The following is a 21,239-nucleotide window of genomic DNA, read 5'->3' as shown; positions in this document are numbered from 1 at the left end:
GACAGAAGCTTATTTAACAAAGAGCAAGTTTCATATATACATAGGATTTTTTATTCTGGCACTTAACTTAATATTATTACGTTTTAACTAATAATAAACTTTTTTTATTACTCTGGTTAAAATTTGTACGAAGCTAAATTTTACTACATAATAATAACAAAAAATTGGAAATGTGGTGTACTATGTTTAAGAAAATTAGGAACATAAGTTTAGTGTTGTTTTTAATAAGTATGTTTATATTAGTATTTATACCGTTTGTATTTTTAGTTATTTTCAAAATTTTTCCTCATTTAGATCCAAGTGAAAATGGTATAGGCGCTATGCCATTACTAGCTATATTCTTAGGTGCATTTTTGTTGAGTGTAACTGGTCCTTTTATGTTTATTATGCTGATGATCGACATTGCTCGTAATCTAAAAGATAAAAATAGTCTATAAAATTAGTTATTAAAATAGATGGTTTGTATTAGATAAAGAGGTGCAATCTATACATATTAAGAAATAACTGCGAAATTGATTCATGAGTATCTATACAAGTGAATAAAAACATCAAATATTAGGAACTGAAAGTCTGTGATTCAAGTTAACAAAATCTTTAAATGAAGTAATTCAAGGTAAAAGTAAAACTACTGATCAAAAGGAAGCTATATTTATGGCTGGCACACCTGGTGCTGGAAAAACCGAGGTAGCGATTAGCCTATTAGAATTATCAGAAGATATTTGTAGAATTGATGCAGACATTTTTCGAGCAAAGTTTCCAGGCTATACCGGCAGTAATTCTTCTGATTTTCAAAGTGGATCATCTTGGTTAGTTGATTATTCTTTAGACATGATTTTGAAAAATGGCTATTCTTTTCTTTTAGATGGAACATTTGCAATTGGCCGAGCAAAACAGAATATTGAAAGATGTCTTTCTCGAGATTATGATGTGACAATTTATTTTATCTTCCAAGATCCTCTCATTGTTTGGGACTATACAAAAATTCGAGAAAAAGTAGAGGGACGATTTGTTCCTAAAGACCGCTTTATTAATGCGTATTTTAGGTCTCGGGATAATGTGCGTGAAGTAATAAAACAGTATGAGGAATCTATTTCTGTACATGTGATTTTAAAAGACTATAATAATGGAATTGCTACAATAGTTCCAGATATTTCAGATATAGATCTTATTTTGCCAGAATTATTTACAGCAGAAGAATTGGAGGAAAAGTTATATGACTGATAAAGAAAAAGCAGAAGCAATTATGAAAAAATATAACCGTAGCTATGGTAATCTCAATAAAAAAGCAACTAGAAAAGAATTTATGACAGTTCTTCAGTATGTAGCAAATGAATCCAATCGGAAACAACGTAAATTAATTGGGTTAGATAAATAATTTTTGTAAACTATACTCTTTATGAAGAGAGATCCAATAGTGAGACCTAGTACCGACTGGAGAAATCTTGTCGGTATTTTTATGTTGCCATTCGTTTACGATATTGAACAGGACTGCAGCCGAGTTTCGTTTTGATGCGCAGATGATTCTAATACTCGATCCACTAACCAATGGATTGTGCTAAGATATAATTTTTTGATGATTGGCTTTCCATGAAAATTTTCCTTTCGGTTTCGGTGAAAGACTTTAAATGCCTTATTTGAGGGATGATTGATGCCAATGAAAAACCTGGAGCGTTGGAGGACAAGCCGTATTTCAGGGTAATGTCAAGATAAGATTTATCACTATTCAACTAATAGTATGTGACATCTTGTTTGAATTGAGAAGAGTAACTTTGTTTCGTTTTTTCTTGTGAAAAGCATCAAATTCGAGCGTCTCAACTGTTTTTATCCGTTTTTAACTGGATAGGAGTCTGGAATACTATACCGATCCGTCAATGGTTTATAAACACCTTCACTTCCTTGGTAAGCTTCAACTATCTGTTTTTTAAATGCGTAATCGTATCTAGTCACTAAAATACCCCCTAAGATAGATTTTTCGGTCTAACTTAGGGGGGCGCACTTCATTGTTATGATGGTTTTATATTCAGTAACAACAGAAAAGATAAATCATATCCTTTGTTAAATTAGCTATGTCATCATGGTTAACCTGATGTGTGTCGAACGTTTCTATATGAAAATTACAATGGGAATTTGTAACTAAGTTTCGACAACAACTAAAGAAAAATTAAAGGAGAGGCAAACAAATCTACAGGATATAAGTTTTCTGCTTCTATCCATATTTCTTTATTGAGTATATCTGTCATCACTATGACTAGACCATTTTTTTCATCAATCATTCAAATAAAGTCACATTGGATAGTCATATTTTTTGTACAATTAACGTATATAAAAATAAAATTTTTTTAGTTTTTTTAATTGCTATTGACGATATGCTTTTCCTTTATTTCGGTATCCAGGCTTAACACTCTCTATGATTAAAAATATGATTATTACATAATTTTTTTTATTAAAACAGATGAAGGAGTGAAAAAAATGATAATAGAAGTTTATAGGAAAAAAAATGGTGAATTTTATTATCAATGTCAAAAGAAATATAATCAAAAAGCAGAACAAAGATGGTTGAACGCTTTAGCCAATAGTATGGGACAGACGCTCAGCCCCAAGGGATTTCACAGTCCGCTAGGATTCCTTTATCTATTAAGTGTATTAGGAAATTTTCGATTATCCGATAAAGTATCACCAAATCTTCAACAAACAGGTAAAGGAGATTCTTCCGCTTTTGAAGTAGACACCTTCATAGAAGTGCGTAATCAAGAAGAATTTCTCACAGTTCAATCTTTTGTTTCAACTTCTACTTCTAACCGGTTGCATTTTCAGGCAGAAACAGGTAACAATACGATAGTCGGACCAATCATTGAAGGGAATTCTAATAATCCTCCGATGATGTACTTAGCTGAAAAAGCTCATCAATGGAGTGTCAATATTCATCAGGTAGTTCACGGGATTTCGAAACTTGAAAATTGTACAACCAATAGTGAGTTTAACTATCGACTACATTGGGGACTGTGGCAAGTTCCCAATCATACACAATCTCACTTTAAAACAATCTGTCAGAGAGCCATCATCGATTCACAAGAAAGGCTAGGTCAACAAACATACCGCCCAATAGACATTAAAAAGTTTCACTTTAAAAAAACTAGCACAGAAAACGACTTGCCATTTTCTATTGGAAAGGATATGACTGAAACATTAAAAACTGTTTTTCAATTCCACATGGAAGATTTATATTCTTTGTCAAATAAATATTTTTCAGTAAATGCAACTGAAGGAGCAGTATCAAATGTAGAAGAATTTCCGATAGAGAAGATTGATTTATTTCCCATTTATTTTAGTGGATTTTTAAATAGTATATTTACAGAAAAACAAGAAAATGCAAATGGATACCTTTTAATTGACTATTTTTTCCCCTTTTTCAAGCAAACTTTTCCTCCCTACTATGAAACAAAAAATTCGGAAACTACCCAAGTTAGAAAGAATATTAGACATCCAATACAACATTTCTTCCCCAACTTATTTCAACTCACTAAACATCTAGATAACAGCTCAATAGTAAAAGAACAATTTAATATGGTATGGACATTAATGGAGAAAGCAACGGAAAGTGTTGGCCGATTCCTTGAAATATTGGATCCGTTAAAAGTAAGAGTTGCAGAAGCGGCAACGATTCCTGTCAAATTATCCGATGGTAGAAAAAAAATATTCCCATTGGATAGAAGTGTGAACATTCCACTGAAATCATATGAAGACTTTTCGGATCATACACTAAAAAAAATCGAGTCTACGATTTCGTCTTATATGAAAAATGAACTTACTTCAGAAAAAATAGTTGAATCACTGAGGCCAGTATGGTTTGATTTAGCGGTTTTTAGCAAGCGTGATAAGACGGAGACGGTTAATAAAGTGATTATTGAGCGTGTGTGCCAGCATGATAAGGAGTTGTGTTTGTCGAATGAATCATCGCTCAGAGAGTTGTTTCTTGCAATCCAATACTGGGGAAATAGAGGGAACACGAATCAAGATATTTTGGATAAAAGAAAACAAATTGCTCGAATCATTTTGAAAGCTTATGATCTTTCCGAAGAACATCTGACGGATAGTAGAGCCATTGAAGTATTTCTCCAATGGCGAAATAATAATATTTTTAAAAACGTTACATTTTCAATAAATAAAAATTTTGCTTTGATGAAGAACCAAACAATCATAATGGACACCCAGATGAATCAAGATAAAGCTACAATGAATGCGACTGAATTAACATTAATATCTAAAGTGACTGAAGCGATTGCGGCAAATCGTTTTCCTACAATCGATCAGGATCAACCATTGCCGATTTTTTATTATAACGAACTTCTTTTTTTAAGAAGAAACGCTACAAAAACGGTAAATAAACATCTAAAAGATTGGTACATCAAACAAGGATTATTGAGTGATTCTGTCACTGACACGGAACTGATAAAGAGACTTCAAGATAGGGTAGGAATAAGTGAAAAAAATGAAGTATCAGTTATATCAGAAAAGTTAGCAACCTTAGCTTTTTTTTTACTCAAAGCGTATGGCGTAGAAAATGTAAGGTTGGGAGATATTCTTTCTGCGACTCAATTACAGGCAATTTTTATGCAATGGAAAAAAAATACGATTTTAGAGGGTAATACATACAAAAATCAAACGAATCAAACGCACATTTATCAACTAGCTCAGCCGGAAACATCCGTGATGAGTCATTTCCTAGAGAAAAGAAAACATAGTGATCAACTTTATGCCGACTTTATTAATGATCGACCGCTTTCTATACCTAATACACAACCAATCATTCTTGTCTGTTACCACTTTGCTCTTTTTGAAAATCGCACCAAAACTTCTAAAGTGAACGAAGCGGTCAGGACGTTTCTCCATGAGCAAAATGCCCATTTTATTAATTCATCTACGAGTGAATTAGTCAGAAAATTGCGCGAGTGGACTTTATCAGCTGATACATATGATTTGATTATCAAAAGAGAAAAAGAGGCAGCCAATCTCCTCCTTAAAAATTATGGTATTAAAGAAACTTTTATTACCATTGATGAGGCAAGAAAGATTTTTCTCCAATGGGAAAACAATAACGCACAGAAAGGATATTTCTATAAGGAATTCAGAGAAAGTGAACGTCGTTTTGTTGGAGGGATCACTGAAGAGATAGAGGGAGAGAAAGAGACAAAGGTAAAAATTGAAGCATTTCTGAATGAAAATCATATTGATCCAGCCAAACAGGTAACCAACGAATTACAGAACCATTTTGAAAATGGAATCGATTCTACTCAAAAAGAACAAATCAATCAAAGAATTGCCACTTTTTTAACTACAAAAGGGATTCCTTGCGATATCTCTAATCTTCGTTTGTTAGTTGAAAAAGTGTCAGAATGGACATTACTTGAAGATACTACTCAAGAAACAATTGATATGGTGAAAGTGAAAGAAATCGCTCGATTGATTATTGGTGAAGAACAAGATGGAGTAATCTCAGACATGGAGGCAAAAATCACTTTCATTGTTTGGCTTTCTCAAACGATTGAAGATGTCACTTCTTTAAATGAAAATAGAACATCTAGTATATTTGAACAATCAACTAGTTCGAATTCATCCGTACCCCCTGCAGATATACCTAAAGATAAACAAGATATCTTAGGAAATATCATTAGTTTAAAAACAACTAGTGACGGGGATCAGTGGCGTGAGGGACGAGTAAAGGAACAGGTGAAACGTTTTTTTTACAATAAAGGCCTATTAGCAAATGAAGCAACGAAAGAAGATCTATTCGTTGTAATGGGAAAATGGTTGATACGAAGTGGTGACAAACGAGTGATCATACATGAAAACTTACAAGCAATCGCGATGATCATTCTTAAAGAGTTAAATCTATATGGTGGAGAATTAGAGGAAAAAATCTCCGATAATCTTGCAGAAGCTACGGTTTCCAAATGGGCTGTTGAAAATTTATTAGAAAGTTCAATCGAAGCATACATAGCTAAAAGTATACTTGCATCTTCAGATCCATCATCCTATACGATTGGACAGCTCAGAAAGCTGTTTGAGCTAGAGGAGTTGAAAAAATCGGGTTTGATCGATCCTCTACCTCGAGCACATACACTTGCTGATTCACGAAAGCAAGAGGAGGATCAAGCGAATTTAAAGAGTTTATGGATCCATCTAGTCGATCGCGTATTACCAAATTATCTTTTAGAGGCAAGTAATCTATCTGATGATTTACCGATTTCTGATTATGATACATTAATGCAGTTAACAGGTTCGATGTTATTAAAAGATGCAGGATATCTGAAACAGTTCAACCAAACGGAAATTCGAGCGTTTGGCGAGTTTTTTTGTGAGACAGTCAGTAAACAAGGCGTCGATTCACTTAATCAGTTGCAATATCTAATCACGCCAGCACTATTAGCCATTGCTCAACTCGATCCGAAGGGATTAAGTGAAGCATTAGAAAAAGGAAACCATAAAGAGTTTGCCTTAAGCACTTTCATAGGTTATCGACAGAAAGGTTATTTCAAAATTTTAGAGCTACATAAAATGATACATGTTTCTTATCAAATGTATGAAAAAGCATTCAGGGAGTGGCGTCGTAAGCAAGCGTTGGCAAAAGAAGTAGCCGAAGAATGTAGACAAAAGGGAGTAATAGATGTCAGAGGGTTGGATCAGATATATCTTAAGGGGAAAAATCCATGTCCTAAACTTTTGGACTTGCCAAATATTAATGAGAAATACACACACCTAACTAAAGCTGTTTCGAATGCCTATCACTCGTTCAATAAGAAGTTGATTGAACTGGCACTAAAAATAGTAATTCCTGAGGAGCTTAGCTTTATATTTTCGGCTGATACCAAAATTTACGAAGCTTCGGCGCAGTTGAAAAATGAAGCTCCTTATGTCGGAGGAGGTGCAGGTGCGCCGGGTATGCCACCAGTTTCCTTTACAAAACGCGTGGATTGGCTCGATACAATCCTTAAGTTAGAAAATACCAATCTGTTCGTTGCCATTTGCAACAATGAAGAACGTTTATACGCATTAAAAGCATTGGATGAAGACAGTGGGTATATGTTATATCGTGTCGATACTGATCCATTATTATATCTTAAATATGGTTTGTTTGATCAGAAGTACATTTGGAATCAAGGTTTTCAAAAAGACCGTGATGGGGTCTTGATAAATAAAAAACACTATACATTTACTGTTAAAGTCCATCGCGATAAAGAATTATCTCGTGGAACTGACGTAGAGACATTCGTCGAGAATATCAGCAGTAAGCACCGTGATGCATTCTACCGACAACTGTATGAGTCAGGAAATGACAAGTCGACAACTGAAAAAATATGGGATATGGTGAAGCATATTATTCCGTTTTACGATTGTGTGGTAAGTAGTATAAATGGACAAGTGGGTGAGGCCGTGTCTTCTTGTCTAATTGATGTTGTTCTGCTGATTCCTTTGTTTGGAACGGTTACTGCTTTGAATACGAAGTTTGTTGTGGGCGTAGCCAGAGCAATTGCACGAGGTGGATTAAGAAATGCAATAATGAGCAGTGCGAACGTAATCCCTAATCCAGCAGAACTGAGAGCTCTCATAGCAGGTGTGGCACGCTATATTGATCCCGGTTTTGAGTTAGTTGTAGGTGGGAGTCAATTAGTCATAAAAGGATTAGTGACATTAAAAAATCAAAATTTTTTAAACCATAGTATCAAAGAAATCTTGTTAAAACTAGAAAAGTTACAAAAAGAAACAACAGATTGGTCTGACATATACATCCGTACACATTTACCAAGAAATGGTCCAGAAGTTCAAGTGAAATGGGTAAAAAATAAATTATATATGAAGGTGACAGATTTAAAAAATGGCGATGTCTCTGGTAAATACTTTACTTTGAGAGGCAATCAACTAAGAGAATTTGAAGGGGCAGCATCTTTTACGCCAGAACAAAAAGCATTGATTGATCGCTTAACAAAGAAAGTAGATAAAGACGTTCCGTTTGTTGAAGAAGCGAATATTTACCCAAAGGGATATGGGGAGGGGATAGTTTATACCATACAAAATAAAGATAAATCCATCTCGTATGGTATAAAAATGAATGACCAAATTATACCTATCAGAATTGAGCCAGTGAAAGGCCATGGGGTACGTTACGATGTTATTGATGGAAATGAGATATTTCCAGTCAATTTCAATGGGGTGGAATGGTATTTTGAGCCAGGGACGTCACCCCTTCTCTCTAAAGAAGTAACAACCGTTGTTGAGAGTCAAATCAACCGATTTGAAGTGTTACTAGATCCAACTGGTCTTTCCGCTCCAGATGCGTATGGGTTGATGAGCGATGCAGCAGGAAGAACGTATATAAAAATCACACATCGGTACATTCCATTGATTTTGTTGGACATGGAAGAGAATCGATACCATTTAGTAAAAAAGAATATTCTAGAACCGCTCACTGTATTACGATTTGATTCTAGCATTCAACATTTTCGTTTTGAGACTCATTTAGAAAGAGTCTCTGTTGATCATATGAGTGCCGTGTCAAAAACTGGTGGGAAACATGAGAAGGCTAGTACCTCAAAGGTAGGTATCGCGAGCACATCACAGGAAGAGACCTCTAAAAATAGAATATTCCCACCATATAATACAATCCCTACAGGGGCAGGGAAAATAAGTGATTGGAACAAATTCAGACAAGCAGTAGTCACTCCAAATGATTACCAATTTCCAAGATATGAAGATAACGATGTGGCACTTACACCGTTAACTAGCTTTATTTCGGAGCCACAAAATTATTATATAAACGATCAAGCTTTGGTAGAAAGCGCATTGTCTCGTACAATTAACGATTTGTTGACTAAGAAAGTTTCTCAACATCAGGTAATTCCTGAAGAAGAGGGTCTAGGTGAAGCAATATCAAAAGCAATTGATGATCTATTAGATGCGGGACCTTCGAATGTCCCTATTGTGGCAACTAGTGACTTAACAGAATTAGAGGAATGGGTAGAAACATCATTTCCTAATGAAGACGTGACGCTCAATCAACCGCCAGAGCCTCTATTTACAGACGAAGATTTAGAGATTATGAAAGGATGGGTAGAGGATTCTATTGCTCAAAATATTGAAGAAGTAGCGCCTGACCTGGTACCTGAACAACCCGGTAATCCAAATGAAGGGGAAATTGAATTCGTAAAAGAAAACGAGTTGACTAGTCAAGTAGAGGAGGGAGGTACCACAAACTTTCGAGCTGACTATCGAGTATTTGTGGGCTTTGATGCCACAAAGGTTCCTGACTTTCTCAAACCATTTATCGAAGAATTATCCCAAGAGTTTTATAAAGCAGTAGAAAATTTCAGCAAAGCCAAAGAAATTTGTTCGAAATTATTAAAACAATCTACAATTGCTGAAACAAAAGTAGGGAAATATTTGATTCAAATGTTTGACTTAGTAGAAGCAACGAACCAAGAACAGGTTTTAAGAGAAATCATCAAAAGAGTCCTGTCGATCGCAGAAAAGGGGGAGTTATTTCTTCGACAGTCAGCGGATTGGGGATTTGAAAACATGTGGATTGTCTCATCTGACCTTGTTCAAGATGAAATCACACAAAACTATTATTCACAATATAATGAATATTTAAATGCGTATGCATTTGTATTTAAACAAGATGGCGAATGTCGAATCATTATTATGGCAGATGCTTTTCACTTAAAGCCAGCTATTTCTCCAGAAGAGCAGTTAAAAACAGCTCCAGAGGAAACGATTATGCATGAAGCCACACATCTTGCATCTTCGACAGATGACATTATAGCCTATACTTTACCTACAATAGGGACAAGAAGAAGCGGAAAAGACTTGAGAGATGAGTTTCTACGTTATTATCCTAGCTTTGTACTGTCGGAGACATTTGAGAGGTTTGTTAAAAGACTAGCTCTGGAACAAAACAAACCGAATCTATCTAAAAATACTGTTGTTGAAGCACTAAAAGTAGATTCTATGTTACGAAGTAATTTTCAATTAATGGATGCAGAAATGGCAATGATCATTATTCGAGATATTGCACAAGGAAATGAGTTTGACATACGACCACGTTTTAAAAGAAGTGCCGATCATTCAAAATTAGGAAACGGATTTATGTTTATGTTCCAAGTAATGATGCATCTATGGAATTATGAAAATCTTGAAAAAAAGGTTACATTAAAAGAAATACCAAAAGATAGGCCAAAAGAAACAACAACAGAAAATGTTTTAACACCCACCTCACAAAATAGTGACAAAAAAAGTTTTGCGACCCTTGTAAATAGGGGGAAGATAATCAGTAAGATTATAAATAGCACGTATACTGGTAAGCAGTTCAAACAACAACTTAGAAGTGAGTTGAACATATAAGCGATATAGAAGCTTTGCTTGTGTCAAAGGGGCTGAGTATAAATAAAGTGGGATATGCAAAGTTTTTTGCTTTTTTAGAGATAAAAAGTTACCACCTATAGATTACTAGAAAATGACATTGAAAAATTAAGTACAGGTATTTGAAGCAATAATGCTTCTTATATTAAAAATTGGATAACTGTTAGTAATAGATAGATGGGAAGGAAGATGGATGAAAAAGGACAAGTATGGAAAATTGTAAATAAATACAACAAAAGTATATCTTACTTATCAGAAAATGCTACTGCTAAAGAACTTAATACAGTAATGATGTATAGCGCGAATGAGGAATATAGAAGGCAACGTAAATTAGTAGGATTAGCTAAATAATACGAATAACGATTTATGCATATTATTAAACTAGACTGAAAATTTATGGGAAATATAATCATCGTTGCTGTTTAAATAGATAGTCCATTCGTTAAGGAGATATTAGCCAGAGAGGAAATGAATATAGTATGAGAAGTAAAATTAGGGGGGGAATCCAAAGGTTGATCCTTTTAGGTATCATTATCTCGATCACCATGATGATTTTTTCAATCATATTAATGATTCAAAAGAGATATTTTTGGTCAGTCATCAGTTTGATCAGAGCCATCGTAGGTTTTATCTGTTTTTTTGGATTAAAAATAGAGATGAGCAAAGTTGAGGATAAATAGTTCGATTAACATGTGCGAATAATTATTAGAAGTTAGCAGACAAATGAAATTAAATCCAGCAAAAGAGCAAGGTTTAATGAATATAGTTTTTCAAAATCAAAAAAATAAGGAGTTTGATGATGAATAGTCAATTAATTATTCTACGTGGAAATTCTGCAAGTGGAAAATCTACAATCACATAGAAAATCCCGCATCTGACTTGATCCAATCCATCGTATATTTGGTAAAGGAAATTTTCAAATCATTGTTATAGAAGGGATACTAGGCAGTCATATTTATAAAGAAATGTTTGTTGATCTAGTTACGAATTTTCAAAAGAATACACACGTTTATTACTTTGATATTTCTTTTAATGAAACAGAAAATCGACATAAAACAAGAGAGAAAAGTGCTCAATGGGGTGAAACAGTCATGAAAAAATGGGGGCTGGAAAAAGATTCTTTGAGATTAGATAATGAAAAAACAATAACTGATGATGTATATGAAGAAGAGATTCTCGAAATAATCCTAAAAATCTCTTGAAATGTAATAGTTAGTTATGCAATATAGCTAGAGATAATCCATACTTTATCATCTTGGAGGAAAAATAGTATGAACGAGACGGAACAAAAAGAAAAATGTTTGAAATTGATTAACAGGATAGAAGCCAGAGCTTTTTACGAAAATCTTTATAAGAAAGCCATCAAATCAAAAGGTAACTGGATCATCCATCCCTTATACATCTATATTTTTTTTATTAGTATCCTATTAATACTTTTGGGGATAAGTGTCATTATTTTGGAAGTTATCTCATTTATCTGGTATTCTCACGTTGATTTTTCAAAATACTTGAATCGGCAAACATACATTAATGGAATAGTCACTTTTTTATTATTTATAATACCGTATATCAAAGTAAACAGTAAAAAACGCTGTAGGTCAAAAGAGTATTTTAATTATTTATACCAAGTGAAAAAAGACAGACTGTTAAATGAAAATATGATCAACCAATTAATCGCTGATGTTGATTATTTGATAGAAAAGGAAAAGAAATACGTAAGTAATCTAACTGTTCGATTTAAAAATTTTATTTTAGTTATTTACTTTCCAATTGTACTTTTTGCGATTCAAAATATGATGCTAAAAGATGTGATACAAATTTTGCTTTTACTTGCCTATGGAATAATACTAGCAGCAACGATAATGAATGCTAGTGATACATTTGAAGTGATACAATATTTTTATATTAGAGATTATTATACATATCATCATGTAAAGAAAGAACTTGAATATATGAAAACTATAAAAATTGAGTAATGAAATAAGGGAATACATAATTCTTCCATGATTTGTTTGGAGTACAAGAGCGTATGATAATAAATGTTTTTTTACGTTTATGAATCTAAAACAACTTTTTAAGATCAACGTGGATAAAAACGATGTTATTAACTTACAATGAATTTGTTTTTAAAGATGAATCATAAAATTTTTGAAGGATGTAATGAAAAAGAAAAGTTCTCAAAGTTAAAGATTTCATTTGAATAGAAATTGTACTTGATTTAGTAAGAACGGCAGCCAGTGTAACCATCGTAAAAGGTTGACAGTCTATATCAAGAAGGATTTAGGTAAGTAAAAGTGATATATTTAGTGATTCGGATAAGTTTATGTTTGTTAAGTATTCTATGTTTTAGTTTAGGGGTTATCTTTTTATGGAGAATAAAAAAATTGGTAACCCAAAACCTTGGCAAAAGTTTATCAAGATCAGACTATCTTCAAACTAAAATTTATGTAATGAAATTTAAGTATTATGTCTATATAGGATTTTTTACAATTGCAGTTAGCTTTATATTGTCATGTTTTAACTAATAATCAGCATTTTTTATTATTCTTGTTAAAATTCGGAACATATGTTTAGTGTTGTTTTTACTAAATTTGTTTATATTGGTATTTATTCCGTTAATATTTTCAGTTATCTTTAAAAATTTTTCCTCATTTTGATTCAAGTGAAAATGGTCTAGGCGCTATGCCATTACTAGCTATACTTTTAGGAACATTTCTTATGGGAGCAACTCTTCCTTTTATGTTTATTATGTTGATGATCGACATTGCTCGTAATCTAAAAGATAAAAATAGTCTGTAGAATTAGTTATTAGAATAGGTAGTTTGTATTAGATATAAAGGTGCAATAAGTATTAGGAGCTGAAAAGTCTCTACAACAACCTAAGAGAATCAAATGAAAGAAACAAATAAATCCACAGAACATAAGGTTTCTGCATATATTCATATTCCGTTTTGAGAGCATATCTGTTATTACTATGACTAGCTCCTATAAGAATTAGATTTATCGCTATCTCTTTTTTTAAAATATCGTATAATAAGTATAGAAATAGCACAATGAGAGAAGGTGCACTTTTTGGAAAGCAACGACCAATATTTAGAATATGCAAAGCTAAATAAAGATAAATTTATTGAAGCAATTATTGAAGATAAAATTCCTGATGATGAAAAAGATGCGGTTTTTATGGCAGGAAGTCCTGGAGCAGGTAAAACAGAAGTGGCACTAGGTTTAGCTGAAAATTATGATAATCATGTTGTGATTGATGCTGACTACTTTAGAACACAATTTCCTGAATATAATGGAAAGAATTCCAGCACGTTTCAAAAGGCTTCTTCTTGGTTAGTGGAACAATCTTTGAAATATGTATTAGAGAATGGTTATTCTTTTATATTAGATGCTACTTTTGCTATTCTTAGTGCGCAGAAAAACATTATGAGAGCCTTGAAAAATGATTTTCGTGTGACGATTTTTTATGTTTATCAAGACCCACAAACGGCCTGGGACTTTACTCGAAAACGTGAGATTGCTGAAGGACGTCATGTACCAAAGAAAATTTTTATCAATGCATTTTTCAAGTCTAGAGAAAATATAGAAAAAGTGAAGGAAAAACATCCTGAAGTCGTTCTTCATATCATGATCAAAGATTACCAAAATAATATTTCTGAAGTACATTATGCGGCAGATAATATTCGTTTAGTACTACCAGTACAATACAGTTCAGAAGAATTGGAGGAGGGGTTATATGACTGAGAAAGAACAAGTCAAACAAATCGTAAAAAAGTATAATAAAAGCATTGCTGATTTATCAGAAAATGCCACCGCTAAAGAGTTTAAAACGGTGATGAAATATGTAGCGGACGAAGCGAATCGTAAGCAGAGGAAATTAGTAGGATTAGATAAATAGTAATTGGTTATTGAAGTCATATCTGAAAGATGGATATGGCTTTTTTATTTTGTTGATGGAAATATTCTACAATTAATTGTCTGTATTAATGAATTCTTTTTCTGTAAGAGGAAGATTCGACGTTTATGAATCCAAAATAACTTTTTATGATCATTATGAATAATAACTATGTTATTAGATTACATTGAACATGTCTTTTAAAGACAAATCATAAATTTTTGGAGGATATATAATGACAAAGAAAAAGTCTAAAATGAAGATTGGAGTTTATGCAGTAGCTGTACTAAGTGTTTTATCTGTTTTTCTTTCTAGTGGAAGTATGGTGGTTTCAGCGCTTGAAGTCCAGAAAAATGAGACAACTTCCACAGAAAATTTTGGTGTTACAGATCCGTCAAATTTGTATCTAGAAGAACAGCAAAAATCTGAACTAGCACTTGAAAAAATAAAAGATGAGTATAAAGATGTACAGCCAAAATTTGATGAGAATGGCGAGTTGATTGTGACAAATGAAGATGAGTTGAGAATTGCACAAGTAGTAAATGACTATCTGACATTGACTGGTTTTAGCCAAAGATTGCGCGGTGTAGGAAAGAATTGGTGGAATGCAACTGGTTTTGTTGCTGGAGTAATAGATGCTGGTTGAATCGTACTAGGGTTAGGTCTTGCGAATGCTAGTGCTAATACTGTTAAGGCAATAATTAGAAACAATAAACGAAACATAGCTAGAGTCGCAGAAAATGTCATTGTTGCTCAAATTGGCATAACGACAGTACGAGGTAAAGCTTTAGCTGCAATTGAAATTGCACTAGCGCTAGTAGGAACATCAGCTGGTGGAATTATTGCAGAAGGGTTGGATAGGGTGGACGAAAAAAATGACAATTATCTATGGGCATAAACCTTTGACAGTACATATTGAGAAGGATTAAGGAAGGATAAATTGATATATTTAGCGGTTCGAATAAGTTTATGTTTCTTAAGTATGTTGTATTTTAGTTTAGGTATTAGCTTTTTATGTAGAATAAATAAAATAGTACGACAAAATATTGGGAAAAGTATATCAAGATCAAACTATCTGAAAACCGAATGTTATTTAATGAAATATAAGTTTTATGTGTCTCTAGGATTTTTTACACTTGCATTCACCTTAATACTAATACGTTTTCATTTTGTCTAAGACACTCTAAAATTAGCGTGTTCTATAAAATAAATGCTGTTGATTTATTCTGTAGTGTGAGACTTTTGACACATGGAGTACAACGCGCTGATATTAATGTAGTTACAGGGAATGATATTGAAAAAGAATGCCAATATTCTTATGAATACAACAATGATACAAAATTTATATACAAGACGTATAACAAATAGTTGCAAAACTCAGTAAAATAAAGAAAAAACGAAGGCGAATAAGGTATATTTTTAAACCTTTTTCGTCCTCAGTTTTCCAACTTTCTGCCAAAAACATCTTTATAGGAACTTTTTTTAGTTATTTTCTCTTTTCTCTTCTAGCACAGATTTCTAGTAGAGAGAAAGAAGTAAAAACGTTGTAATAAGTTTTTAATATCTGATCAATTAGTCTCGCCCGATTGTCTATAACGAGGATAAAACTGTACATTAAAAATTTTCAGTGTTGGATATAATAAAATAGATTAAGAGAAAGGTTAATAGAGGTATTGTTATGACTAGAAAAGTATTTTTAATTATGCGATTTGAATCTCCTTTTTTTGAATTACAAGAAAATTTAGCTGAAGAGTTTAGTGATTTTGAATTTTTAAATGTAGGGGAGGTAGATTCACAAAAGAATATTTTACAAGATATTATTGAAAGCATCTATAATGCTGATGTTATTCTTGCAGATTTAACTGGTTTGAATTCTAATGTATATTATGAATTAGGAATTGCACATTCATTTAACAAGCGAGTAATACAAATAACGCAAAATATCGAGGAGTTGCCTTTTGATATTAAGCAGTACAGAACATTAGAATATAGTAGTGATTACAGAGTTTTTAAACAGTTCATAAAGAAGTTGAGACTTTTATTAGAAAGTGTTGTTGAAGGCGAAGATTTGTTTAGTAATCCAGTTAATGATTTTTTAAAAAATGCAGATAATCTTGATTTAAATACTATTAGAAAAGAAAATATGATTTCAGAAGAATTTGATGAAGAGGACACAGGGTTTTTAGATCATTTATCTGATATGGAAGAAAGTATAGAATCATTTACTAAACATATTAATAGTATTGCTCAAGGAATAGCTGGTCTGGCGGAAAAAATGGATAACGTAACTAAAGATATTGAACGAGTTAAAAAGATTGGTGGATCAGGAGTTACATCATATATAAAAAAACAGGCTGATAAAATTTCTAAAGATATTGATGGGCTTGTCAAAACAATGGATATATCCAACGAAGGAATATTGAGAGATTGGCAAAGGGTCGAAATTTCTGTTTTAGGGATAATTGAGTCAAAATTTATGGAGAATCCTGATAATCAAAAAGAAATGAAACTGCTTATAAATCAAATTTTAGATTTTAAAACTAATATTGAAAGTACGAATGATAAAGTTTCTAGTTACAAAGATTCTATAAATAACATTGTAGGAACAAGTAGAAATTTAACTAAATCTGCTAGGAAATTAACACAATCAACTGAAACATATTTAGAAGGAACAGGAATTATTTTGAGCTCAATAGAGAAGATAGATAGAAAATCAAAATTTATTGCGATATAAATCTTGTTAACAAATTCTGTTTAATTTACAATAATTAATTATGTAAAGCGTAACTGTGATAAAGTGTGATACAAAAGAATAAATAGCCGACAAACCTTGTTACATCAATATTTGTTGGCTGTTTATAATTATCCTTACTCAATATTCTATTAGAAAATAAAGATTTTAAGGTGTCTTTTCTATGTTTTTGACTCATAAAAAAGATACTGGTGAATTTCACCAATATCATAAAGTATAGAGCCCCACTTTCTACCAAAAGCGCATTTTTAAGCTTTTTTTGTTATTTTATTTTTTTACCTAGTAAATCAGAATAGAATATTTATTGTTTACTTAAACATAAACACTTTTAATTGACTATATGCGATTAGTAGACACTATATTAAAAAGGGTATTGAAATTGAGGTCGGGACAGAAGTGTTCAGCCTTATTTCCGAAGAGGTTACTTCTGTTCCCGCCGTTTATTCGGTTTTAGGTGGTACAGAGGACTAATGTCCCAGACACTTTTGTATAATAATATTATTTTTTGCTAAAACATAGATATTGGTTATGTTTAGTATAGTTATTCAATTGAGGTTACGATTATGAGCTTAAAAACACTTTTTATGATGAAAACAACAAATAACGTTGTTATTGATTTACTTTAATGTCATAAAATAGTCAAGGAGGTAGAAAAGTGAGATATATGTTTATTTAAAGAATATTTATAACAAAGAGGATGGGAAGTTAATGAAAAAAATTTTTTTACTCTGTTTTATTGGAATATCAATTTTATTAGTAGGTTGTAGCAGTGCAAAAGATCTATCAAGTTATATTGATGTGAGTTTTACAGGCATGGATTCAATGGGCAGTGCAAGTTATCAGATAGATAATACAAAACTTATAAAAGATATATATGATTATGATGACGAAATTGATTTTTTAGATGAGAAAAAGCAAGAAGAAATTGATGCAATGTTGAAATCCTTTAAAATTAAACTTGATAAAACAGAAGATTTATCAAATGGTGATAAAGTTAAAGTGACTATATCAGTTGATGAAAATCAGACAAAAAAAATAAAATCAGGAGAAAAAACTGTTGAAGTTAAAGGTTTAGAAGAACCTGTAACATTAACTAATGCTGAAGTTGAAAAAAATTTAGTTGTTAATTTTATTGGAGCAGATGGTCGTGGAAGTGCGAAGATAGAAAATATATTTTCTAATTCAATTGGTAACATAGTTTTTCAAATTCAAAATGATGGTAGTTTAGAAAATGGTGAACAAGCTACTATCGAAATAACAGAAGAATTGAAAAATACTTTGAGTAGCTATGGATATGTTTTAGAAAATAACTTCAAACCTAAATTTGAAGTGAAAAATTTAGAGGCAGTAGCTAAAACGGCTAAAGAGATAGGGAATTATGAAGATATAGAGAGAATGATTGATGAATCAGTAAAAAGGAATTATAGGGACATGTTTCCAGAAAGTAATTATGGTTCCAAATATGAAATAGTTTTAGAAAAAATAATGTATAGACAGTTTTATGATCAAAGTAGTTCTGATAATTCAACTTTTTCATATAATAATTCTTCTGATAATGGGACACTTATAGGTATATATTCAATCAAGGAGTATACTAAAGATACAGAAAGTAAGTTACAAAGGCAACTTACTGCCATACACGGCTATTCAAATATTATCTTAGATGAAAGCAACAAAGCCAATGTAGCTGAAATTACTGAAATTACTAACACTATGGATGATACGTATTCGATGGAGTCAGTTGTTAAATTATATGAAGGGTATGGGTATCATGAAGTACAGTAAAAGTATTTGAAAAGTTTGTAAGCTGTATTGTATGTAAACTTTTCATTGAATTCTAGGTATTGTATAGTTCTTACTCGGAACGCTGATTTGCTCATGTTAAAGTAATTAGAAATATCATTAAATTTTTTGAACTTTTTAAGGGCATATCTTAAAGCTTGATCATTTACCATTAAAATCCCTGCTCCAATATCAGCTGCAACTTCTTTATCAAAATCTTCTGGTAAATAGTCTTTTTGTAAAATAAAATCAGAAAATGCATGAGATTCACTATTATAGGAATAGTCCCTATAATAGTGAATAATATCATGCATTTTTGTGAAGTTCTTGTATTCATCTGATAGATTTTTATTTGTCGTGATAATAAATTCGTCTTGAACTTTGCTAATTGATCCAAGCAATAATTTATTTAAATTGTTTTTGAATTTGTAGTCAATAAATTCAATATTTTCAACCTCAGTCATATATTGCTCGATGTCGGAGCATCTAACGTATTCGACTTTCTTTGATAGATGTTTTGCTGCTTTGTTTGCAATGTCATTAGCAAGATCTGATACTTCTAAATACAAGAATCTTATGGGGGATTTTTAGGACGAAAGAAACATTGGAAAAGGTCATTACTCGTTTATTAACCACAATGAATAAAGTTAATGCGTTAGATGAAACGCAAGAATTGACCTACGATACTTGAAAATAATTGAGAAAAGAGCTTCTGAAATAGATGAATGCAACAATGCAATAAAACAAATCAATTCTTTAACTTTTCTTGGGAAACAAGAAGATAATTGGCGGAATACAATTGTCTGGTCTGACTATATGAAACTAAGAAAGAAATTTCACCTGGTCGTTGAAAATTTTTAAAATTTTGTAGAGCAGTATAAATATTATACACCGCCAAACAGTGAAGGTTGGAAACAGAAAACAATCATAATTTTCAAATAAAATGGGCTATATCGTGGATAGTTATTTTGAATACGACTATTCACCTTGAATCGGCGTGCATGCCATACCAAAAGACAAACCAGCCTATTTAGATCCGAGAGATGCTGAAGGAGCTGCCTCACAAGAAAAACATAACGTGAACGCATTTAAGCAAGATTTTGGAGAATGGTTTGAATGGGAAATAAAAGAGAATGAGATAATTGTGTAGGGGGATCATGAATGAAGTTGTTGAGACAGATTTTTAAATGATTCAGATAGTTTTTAATTAACTCTAAAGGGCATCGATGAGTTAAGACAATTATACACATTATTTGAAACAAATCTGATTTTTCCTATTTCTCTATATTTATATGCTGAGATAGTATTGAAAAGTTTAATGGGAAGGGTCAAGATTACTAGCAAGGTGATGCAACTGATTTTGGAAGATTTTAGAGAAAAAAATCCAGTCCGAAGACTGGATGGATTGATCTAAATTTTTGCGATAGTACCATCATCTTTTAATTGGTAACTAGTAACCACTTGGCGACTCAGTCCCATTCCTATTCCAGTAAATATATAAAGATTAATTGATTTATTTACTGGTTGTTGTGCCATCAAAAGCTCTGAGTTCTTTTCAAAACGTTCTAAATCTTGTTCACTCTCTAAATAATTATTAGTAATGTTTAGACTATAGAAGTTATCTCCTGTTTTAGTTATCTCAATTTCAGCTGTGCCAGTATTATCAGAAAAATAAGGTGATAAACTTAATTCCGCAACCATAGAGGCATCCTGCAAAGCTTTAGTTTCATCGCCTTGAGTAGCATTAATCATACCTTGAATATCCATTTTTCCAGGATGCCATTCACTTGCAGGATATTCTTTTAATGATGGATCAGAAGTTGGTTCACTGCTTGACATTTTTGTTTGTTCAACCGTACTACTCGTTGTAGAACTATTATCTTTTTCGGTGGTTGGCTCGGTGCTTTGGTTAGAACAACCAGCAAATAAAGTAATCGTTGACAAAAGTAATAACAACCAAATATTTTTTTTCATTATTTCACTCTCCTCAAACTATATAATAACATGGTTTGAATATATTGTATTTAAATATTTCATGACGACGTGTAAGTATGTGCAATAAAAAGGTATTGAATTACAAACTTTGAACAGCTTGGAGAACAAATCAAATTTGGCGAATATATGGCTCGTTACAAAGAAATGGTTCGGCATGTGTTAAGTGAATTATCTTTTGTAGATTTTGATTCAGAAAAAATAAAAGTATTATTAAGAGCAGCAATACGTAAGCAAGGTGGTTATCTAACAAGGTCCAAGGGCAATGCTTATTGAAAGATATGTTTTGGCAAGTCAATCGGGTCGTGGTCCATGTAATTTTTGAAGAATGGTTGGAATTGTTTAAAACAGTGGATGATACCGATGCTTCTGTCATGGAAAATCGTTTTGCGGTGTAAAGGA

Annotated in this window: 15 protein-coding genes and 1 pseudogene; 13 read left to right on the top strand and 3 right to left on the bottom strand. The window is 32.3% G+C overall.

From position 1 onward, the window contains the following. Positions 1-182 precede the first annotated feature (182 nt). The 3 genes from IGJ00_RS09420 to IGJ00_RS09410 all read left to right on the top strand — a co-directional run bounded on the left by IGJ00_RS09420 (position 183) and on the right by IGJ00_RS09410 (position 1,375). Positions 183-437 carry a hypothetical protein gene (locus IGJ00_RS09420; RefSeq protein WP_438844363.1) on the top strand — a complete coding sequence of 85 codons (255 nt, stop codon included), beginning with the start codon at positions 183-185 and terminating at the stop codon, positions 435-437. A 169-nt stretch (positions 438-606) separates the two neighbouring features. Next, the gene (locus tag IGJ00_RS09415; RefSeq protein ID WP_272018580.1) at positions 607-1,221 is read left to right on the top strand and encodes a zeta toxin family protein; all 615 of its coding nucleotides are present in this window, start codon (positions 607-609) and stop codon (positions 1,219-1,221) included. Next, complete coding sequence (locus IGJ00_RS09410) at positions 1,214-1,375, top strand: hypothetical protein (RefSeq protein WP_185953879.1); 162 nt, start codon at positions 1,214-1,216, stop codon at positions 1,373-1,375. The genes IGJ00_RS09415 and IGJ00_RS09410 overlap by 8 nt, the downstream gene beginning before the upstream one ends. Positions 1,376-1,821: 446 nt before the next feature. Here the strand turns inward: IGJ00_RS09410 and IGJ00_RS09405 are convergent, their stop codons facing one another. Further along, the gene (locus IGJ00_RS09405; protein ID WP_256209304.1) at positions 1,822-1,947 is read right to left on the bottom strand and encodes a hypothetical protein; all 126 of its coding nucleotides are present in this window, start codon (positions 1,945-1,947) and stop codon (positions 1,822-1,824) included. A 522-nt stretch (positions 1,948-2,469) separates the two neighbouring features. On the opposite strand from IGJ00_RS09405, the gene IGJ00_RS09400 reads away from it, so the two are divergent. The 9 genes from IGJ00_RS09400 (at position 2,470) to IGJ00_RS09360 (ending at position 18,848) form a co-directional block, all read left to right on the top strand. Then, positions 2,470-10,395, top strand: a complete 7,926-nt coding sequence (locus IGJ00_RS09400; protein WP_438844362.1) for a QWxxN domain — start codon at positions 2,470-2,472, stop codon at positions 10,393-10,395. A gap of 207 nt (positions 10,396-10,602) precedes the next feature. After that, the gene (locus tag IGJ00_RS09395) at positions 10,603-10,764 is read left to right on the top strand and encodes a hypothetical protein (protein WP_169823214.1); all 162 of its coding nucleotides are present in this window, start codon (positions 10,603-10,605) and stop codon (positions 10,762-10,764) included. A gap of 920 nt (positions 10,765-11,684) precedes the next feature. Next, positions 11,685-12,389, top strand: a complete 705-nt coding sequence (locus IGJ00_RS09390) for a hypothetical protein (RefSeq protein WP_115357763.1) — start codon at positions 11,685-11,687, stop codon at positions 12,387-12,389. A gap of 1,096 nt (positions 12,390-13,485) precedes the next feature. Next, on the top strand, positions 13,486-14,160 hold the full coding sequence (locus IGJ00_RS09385; RefSeq protein ID WP_115357762.1) for a zeta toxin family protein: 675 nt from the start codon (positions 13,486-13,488) through the stop codon (positions 14,158-14,160). After that, entirely contained in the window at positions 14,153-14,314 is a 162-nt protein-coding gene (locus IGJ00_RS09380; protein WP_115357761.1) for a hypothetical protein, read from the top strand. The genes IGJ00_RS09385 and IGJ00_RS09380 overlap by 8 nt, the downstream gene beginning before the upstream one ends. 232 nt (positions 14,315-14,546) lie before the next feature. Continuing rightward, on the top strand, positions 14,547-14,957 hold the full coding sequence (locus IGJ00_RS09375; RefSeq protein WP_272018520.1) for a hypothetical protein: 411 nt from the start codon (positions 14,547-14,549) through the stop codon (positions 14,955-14,957). A 548-nt stretch (positions 14,958-15,505) separates the two neighbouring features. After that, entirely contained in the window at positions 15,506-15,679 is a 174-nt protein-coding gene (locus IGJ00_RS09370) for a DNA cytosine methyltransferase (protein WP_334270701.1), read from the top strand. 310 nt (positions 15,680-15,989) lie between these two features. Beyond that, positions 15,990-17,045, top strand: a complete 1,056-nt coding sequence (locus IGJ00_RS09365; protein ID WP_438844361.1) for a hypothetical protein — start codon at positions 15,990-15,992, stop codon at positions 17,043-17,045. 726 nt (positions 17,046-17,771) lie between these two features. Beyond that, the gene (locus IGJ00_RS09360; protein WP_438844360.1) at positions 17,772-18,848 is read left to right on the top strand and encodes a hypothetical protein; all 1,077 of its coding nucleotides are present in this window, start codon (positions 17,772-17,774) and stop codon (positions 18,846-18,848) included. Here the strand turns inward: IGJ00_RS09360 and IGJ00_RS09355 are convergent. Together IGJ00_RS09355 and IGJ00_RS09350 are read right to left on the bottom strand one after the other, a co-directional pair. Then, the gene (locus IGJ00_RS09355) at positions 18,833-19,309 is read right to left on the bottom strand and encodes an ImmA/IrrE family metallo-endopeptidase (protein WP_272017922.1); all 477 of its coding nucleotides are present in this window, start codon (positions 19,307-19,309) and stop codon (positions 18,833-18,835) included. The two genes, IGJ00_RS09360 and IGJ00_RS09355, sit on opposite strands and share 16 nt — an antisense overlap. Before the next feature lie 946 nt (positions 19,310-20,255). Further along, a complete protein-coding gene (locus IGJ00_RS09350) occupies positions 20,256-20,819 on the bottom strand; it encodes a hypothetical protein (protein WP_438844359.1) in 564 nt (187 codons plus the stop codon). A 254-nt stretch (positions 20,820-21,073) separates the two neighbouring features. On the opposite strand from IGJ00_RS09350, the pseudogene IGJ00_RS09345 reads away from it, so the two are divergent. After that, a pseudogene (locus IGJ00_RS09345) lies at positions 21,074-21,235 on the top strand (ATP-binding protein); the annotation flags it as partial. Between the last annotated feature and the right edge of the window lie 4 nt (positions 21,236-21,239).

It is taken from the genome of Enterococcus sp. AZ062 (genome assembly GCF_051715065.1).
GTDB lineage: Bacteria > Bacillota > Bacilli > Lactobacillales > Enterococcaceae > Enterococcus_B > Enterococcus_B mundtii.
Note: the sequence above shows the minus strand (reverse complement) of the source record. Positions and strands in the feature narration are given on the sequence as shown.

Excerpts from the sequence above, each read along its gene's own strand:
- IGJ00_RS09420 (WP_438844363.1), top strand. The coding sequence starts at position 183 with ATGTTTAAGAAAATTAGGAACATAAGTTTAGTGTTGTTTTTAATAAGT.
- IGJ00_RS09410 (WP_185953879.1), top strand. The coding sequence starts at position 1,214 with ATGACTGATAAAGAAAAAGCAGAAGCAATTATGAAAAAATATAACCGT.
- IGJ00_RS09400 (WP_438844362.1), top strand. The coding sequence starts at position 2,470 with ATGATAATAGAAGTTTATAGGAAAAAAAATGGTGAATTTTATTATCAA.
- IGJ00_RS09395 (WP_169823214.1), top strand. The coding sequence starts at position 10,603 with ATGGATGAAAAAGGACAAGTATGGAAAATTGTAAATAAATACAACAAA.
- IGJ00_RS09390 (WP_115357763.1), top strand. The coding sequence starts at position 11,685 with ATGAACGAGACGGAACAAAAAGAAAAATGTTTGAAATTGATTAACAGG.
- IGJ00_RS09380 (WP_115357761.1), top strand. The coding sequence starts at position 14,153 with ATGACTGAGAAAGAACAAGTCAAACAAATCGTAAAAAAGTATAATAAA.
- IGJ00_RS09375 (WP_272018520.1), top strand. The coding sequence starts at position 14,547 with ATGACAAAGAAAAAGTCTAAAATGAAGATTGGAGTTTATGCAGTAGCT.
- IGJ00_RS09365 (WP_438844361.1), top strand. The coding sequence starts at position 15,990 with ATGACTAGAAAAGTATTTTTAATTATGCGATTTGAATCTCCTTTTTTT.
- IGJ00_RS09360 (WP_438844360.1), top strand. The coding sequence starts at position 17,772 with ATGAAAAAAATTTTTTTACTCTGTTTTATTGGAATATCAATTTTATTA.
- IGJ00_RS09355 (WP_272017922.1), bottom strand. The coding sequence starts at position 19,309 with ATGACTGAGGTTGAAAATATTGAATTTATTGACTACAAATTCAAAAAC.
- IGJ00_RS09350 (WP_438844359.1), bottom strand. The coding sequence starts at position 20,819 with ATGAAAAAAAATATTTGGTTGTTATTACTTTTGTCAACGATTACTTTA.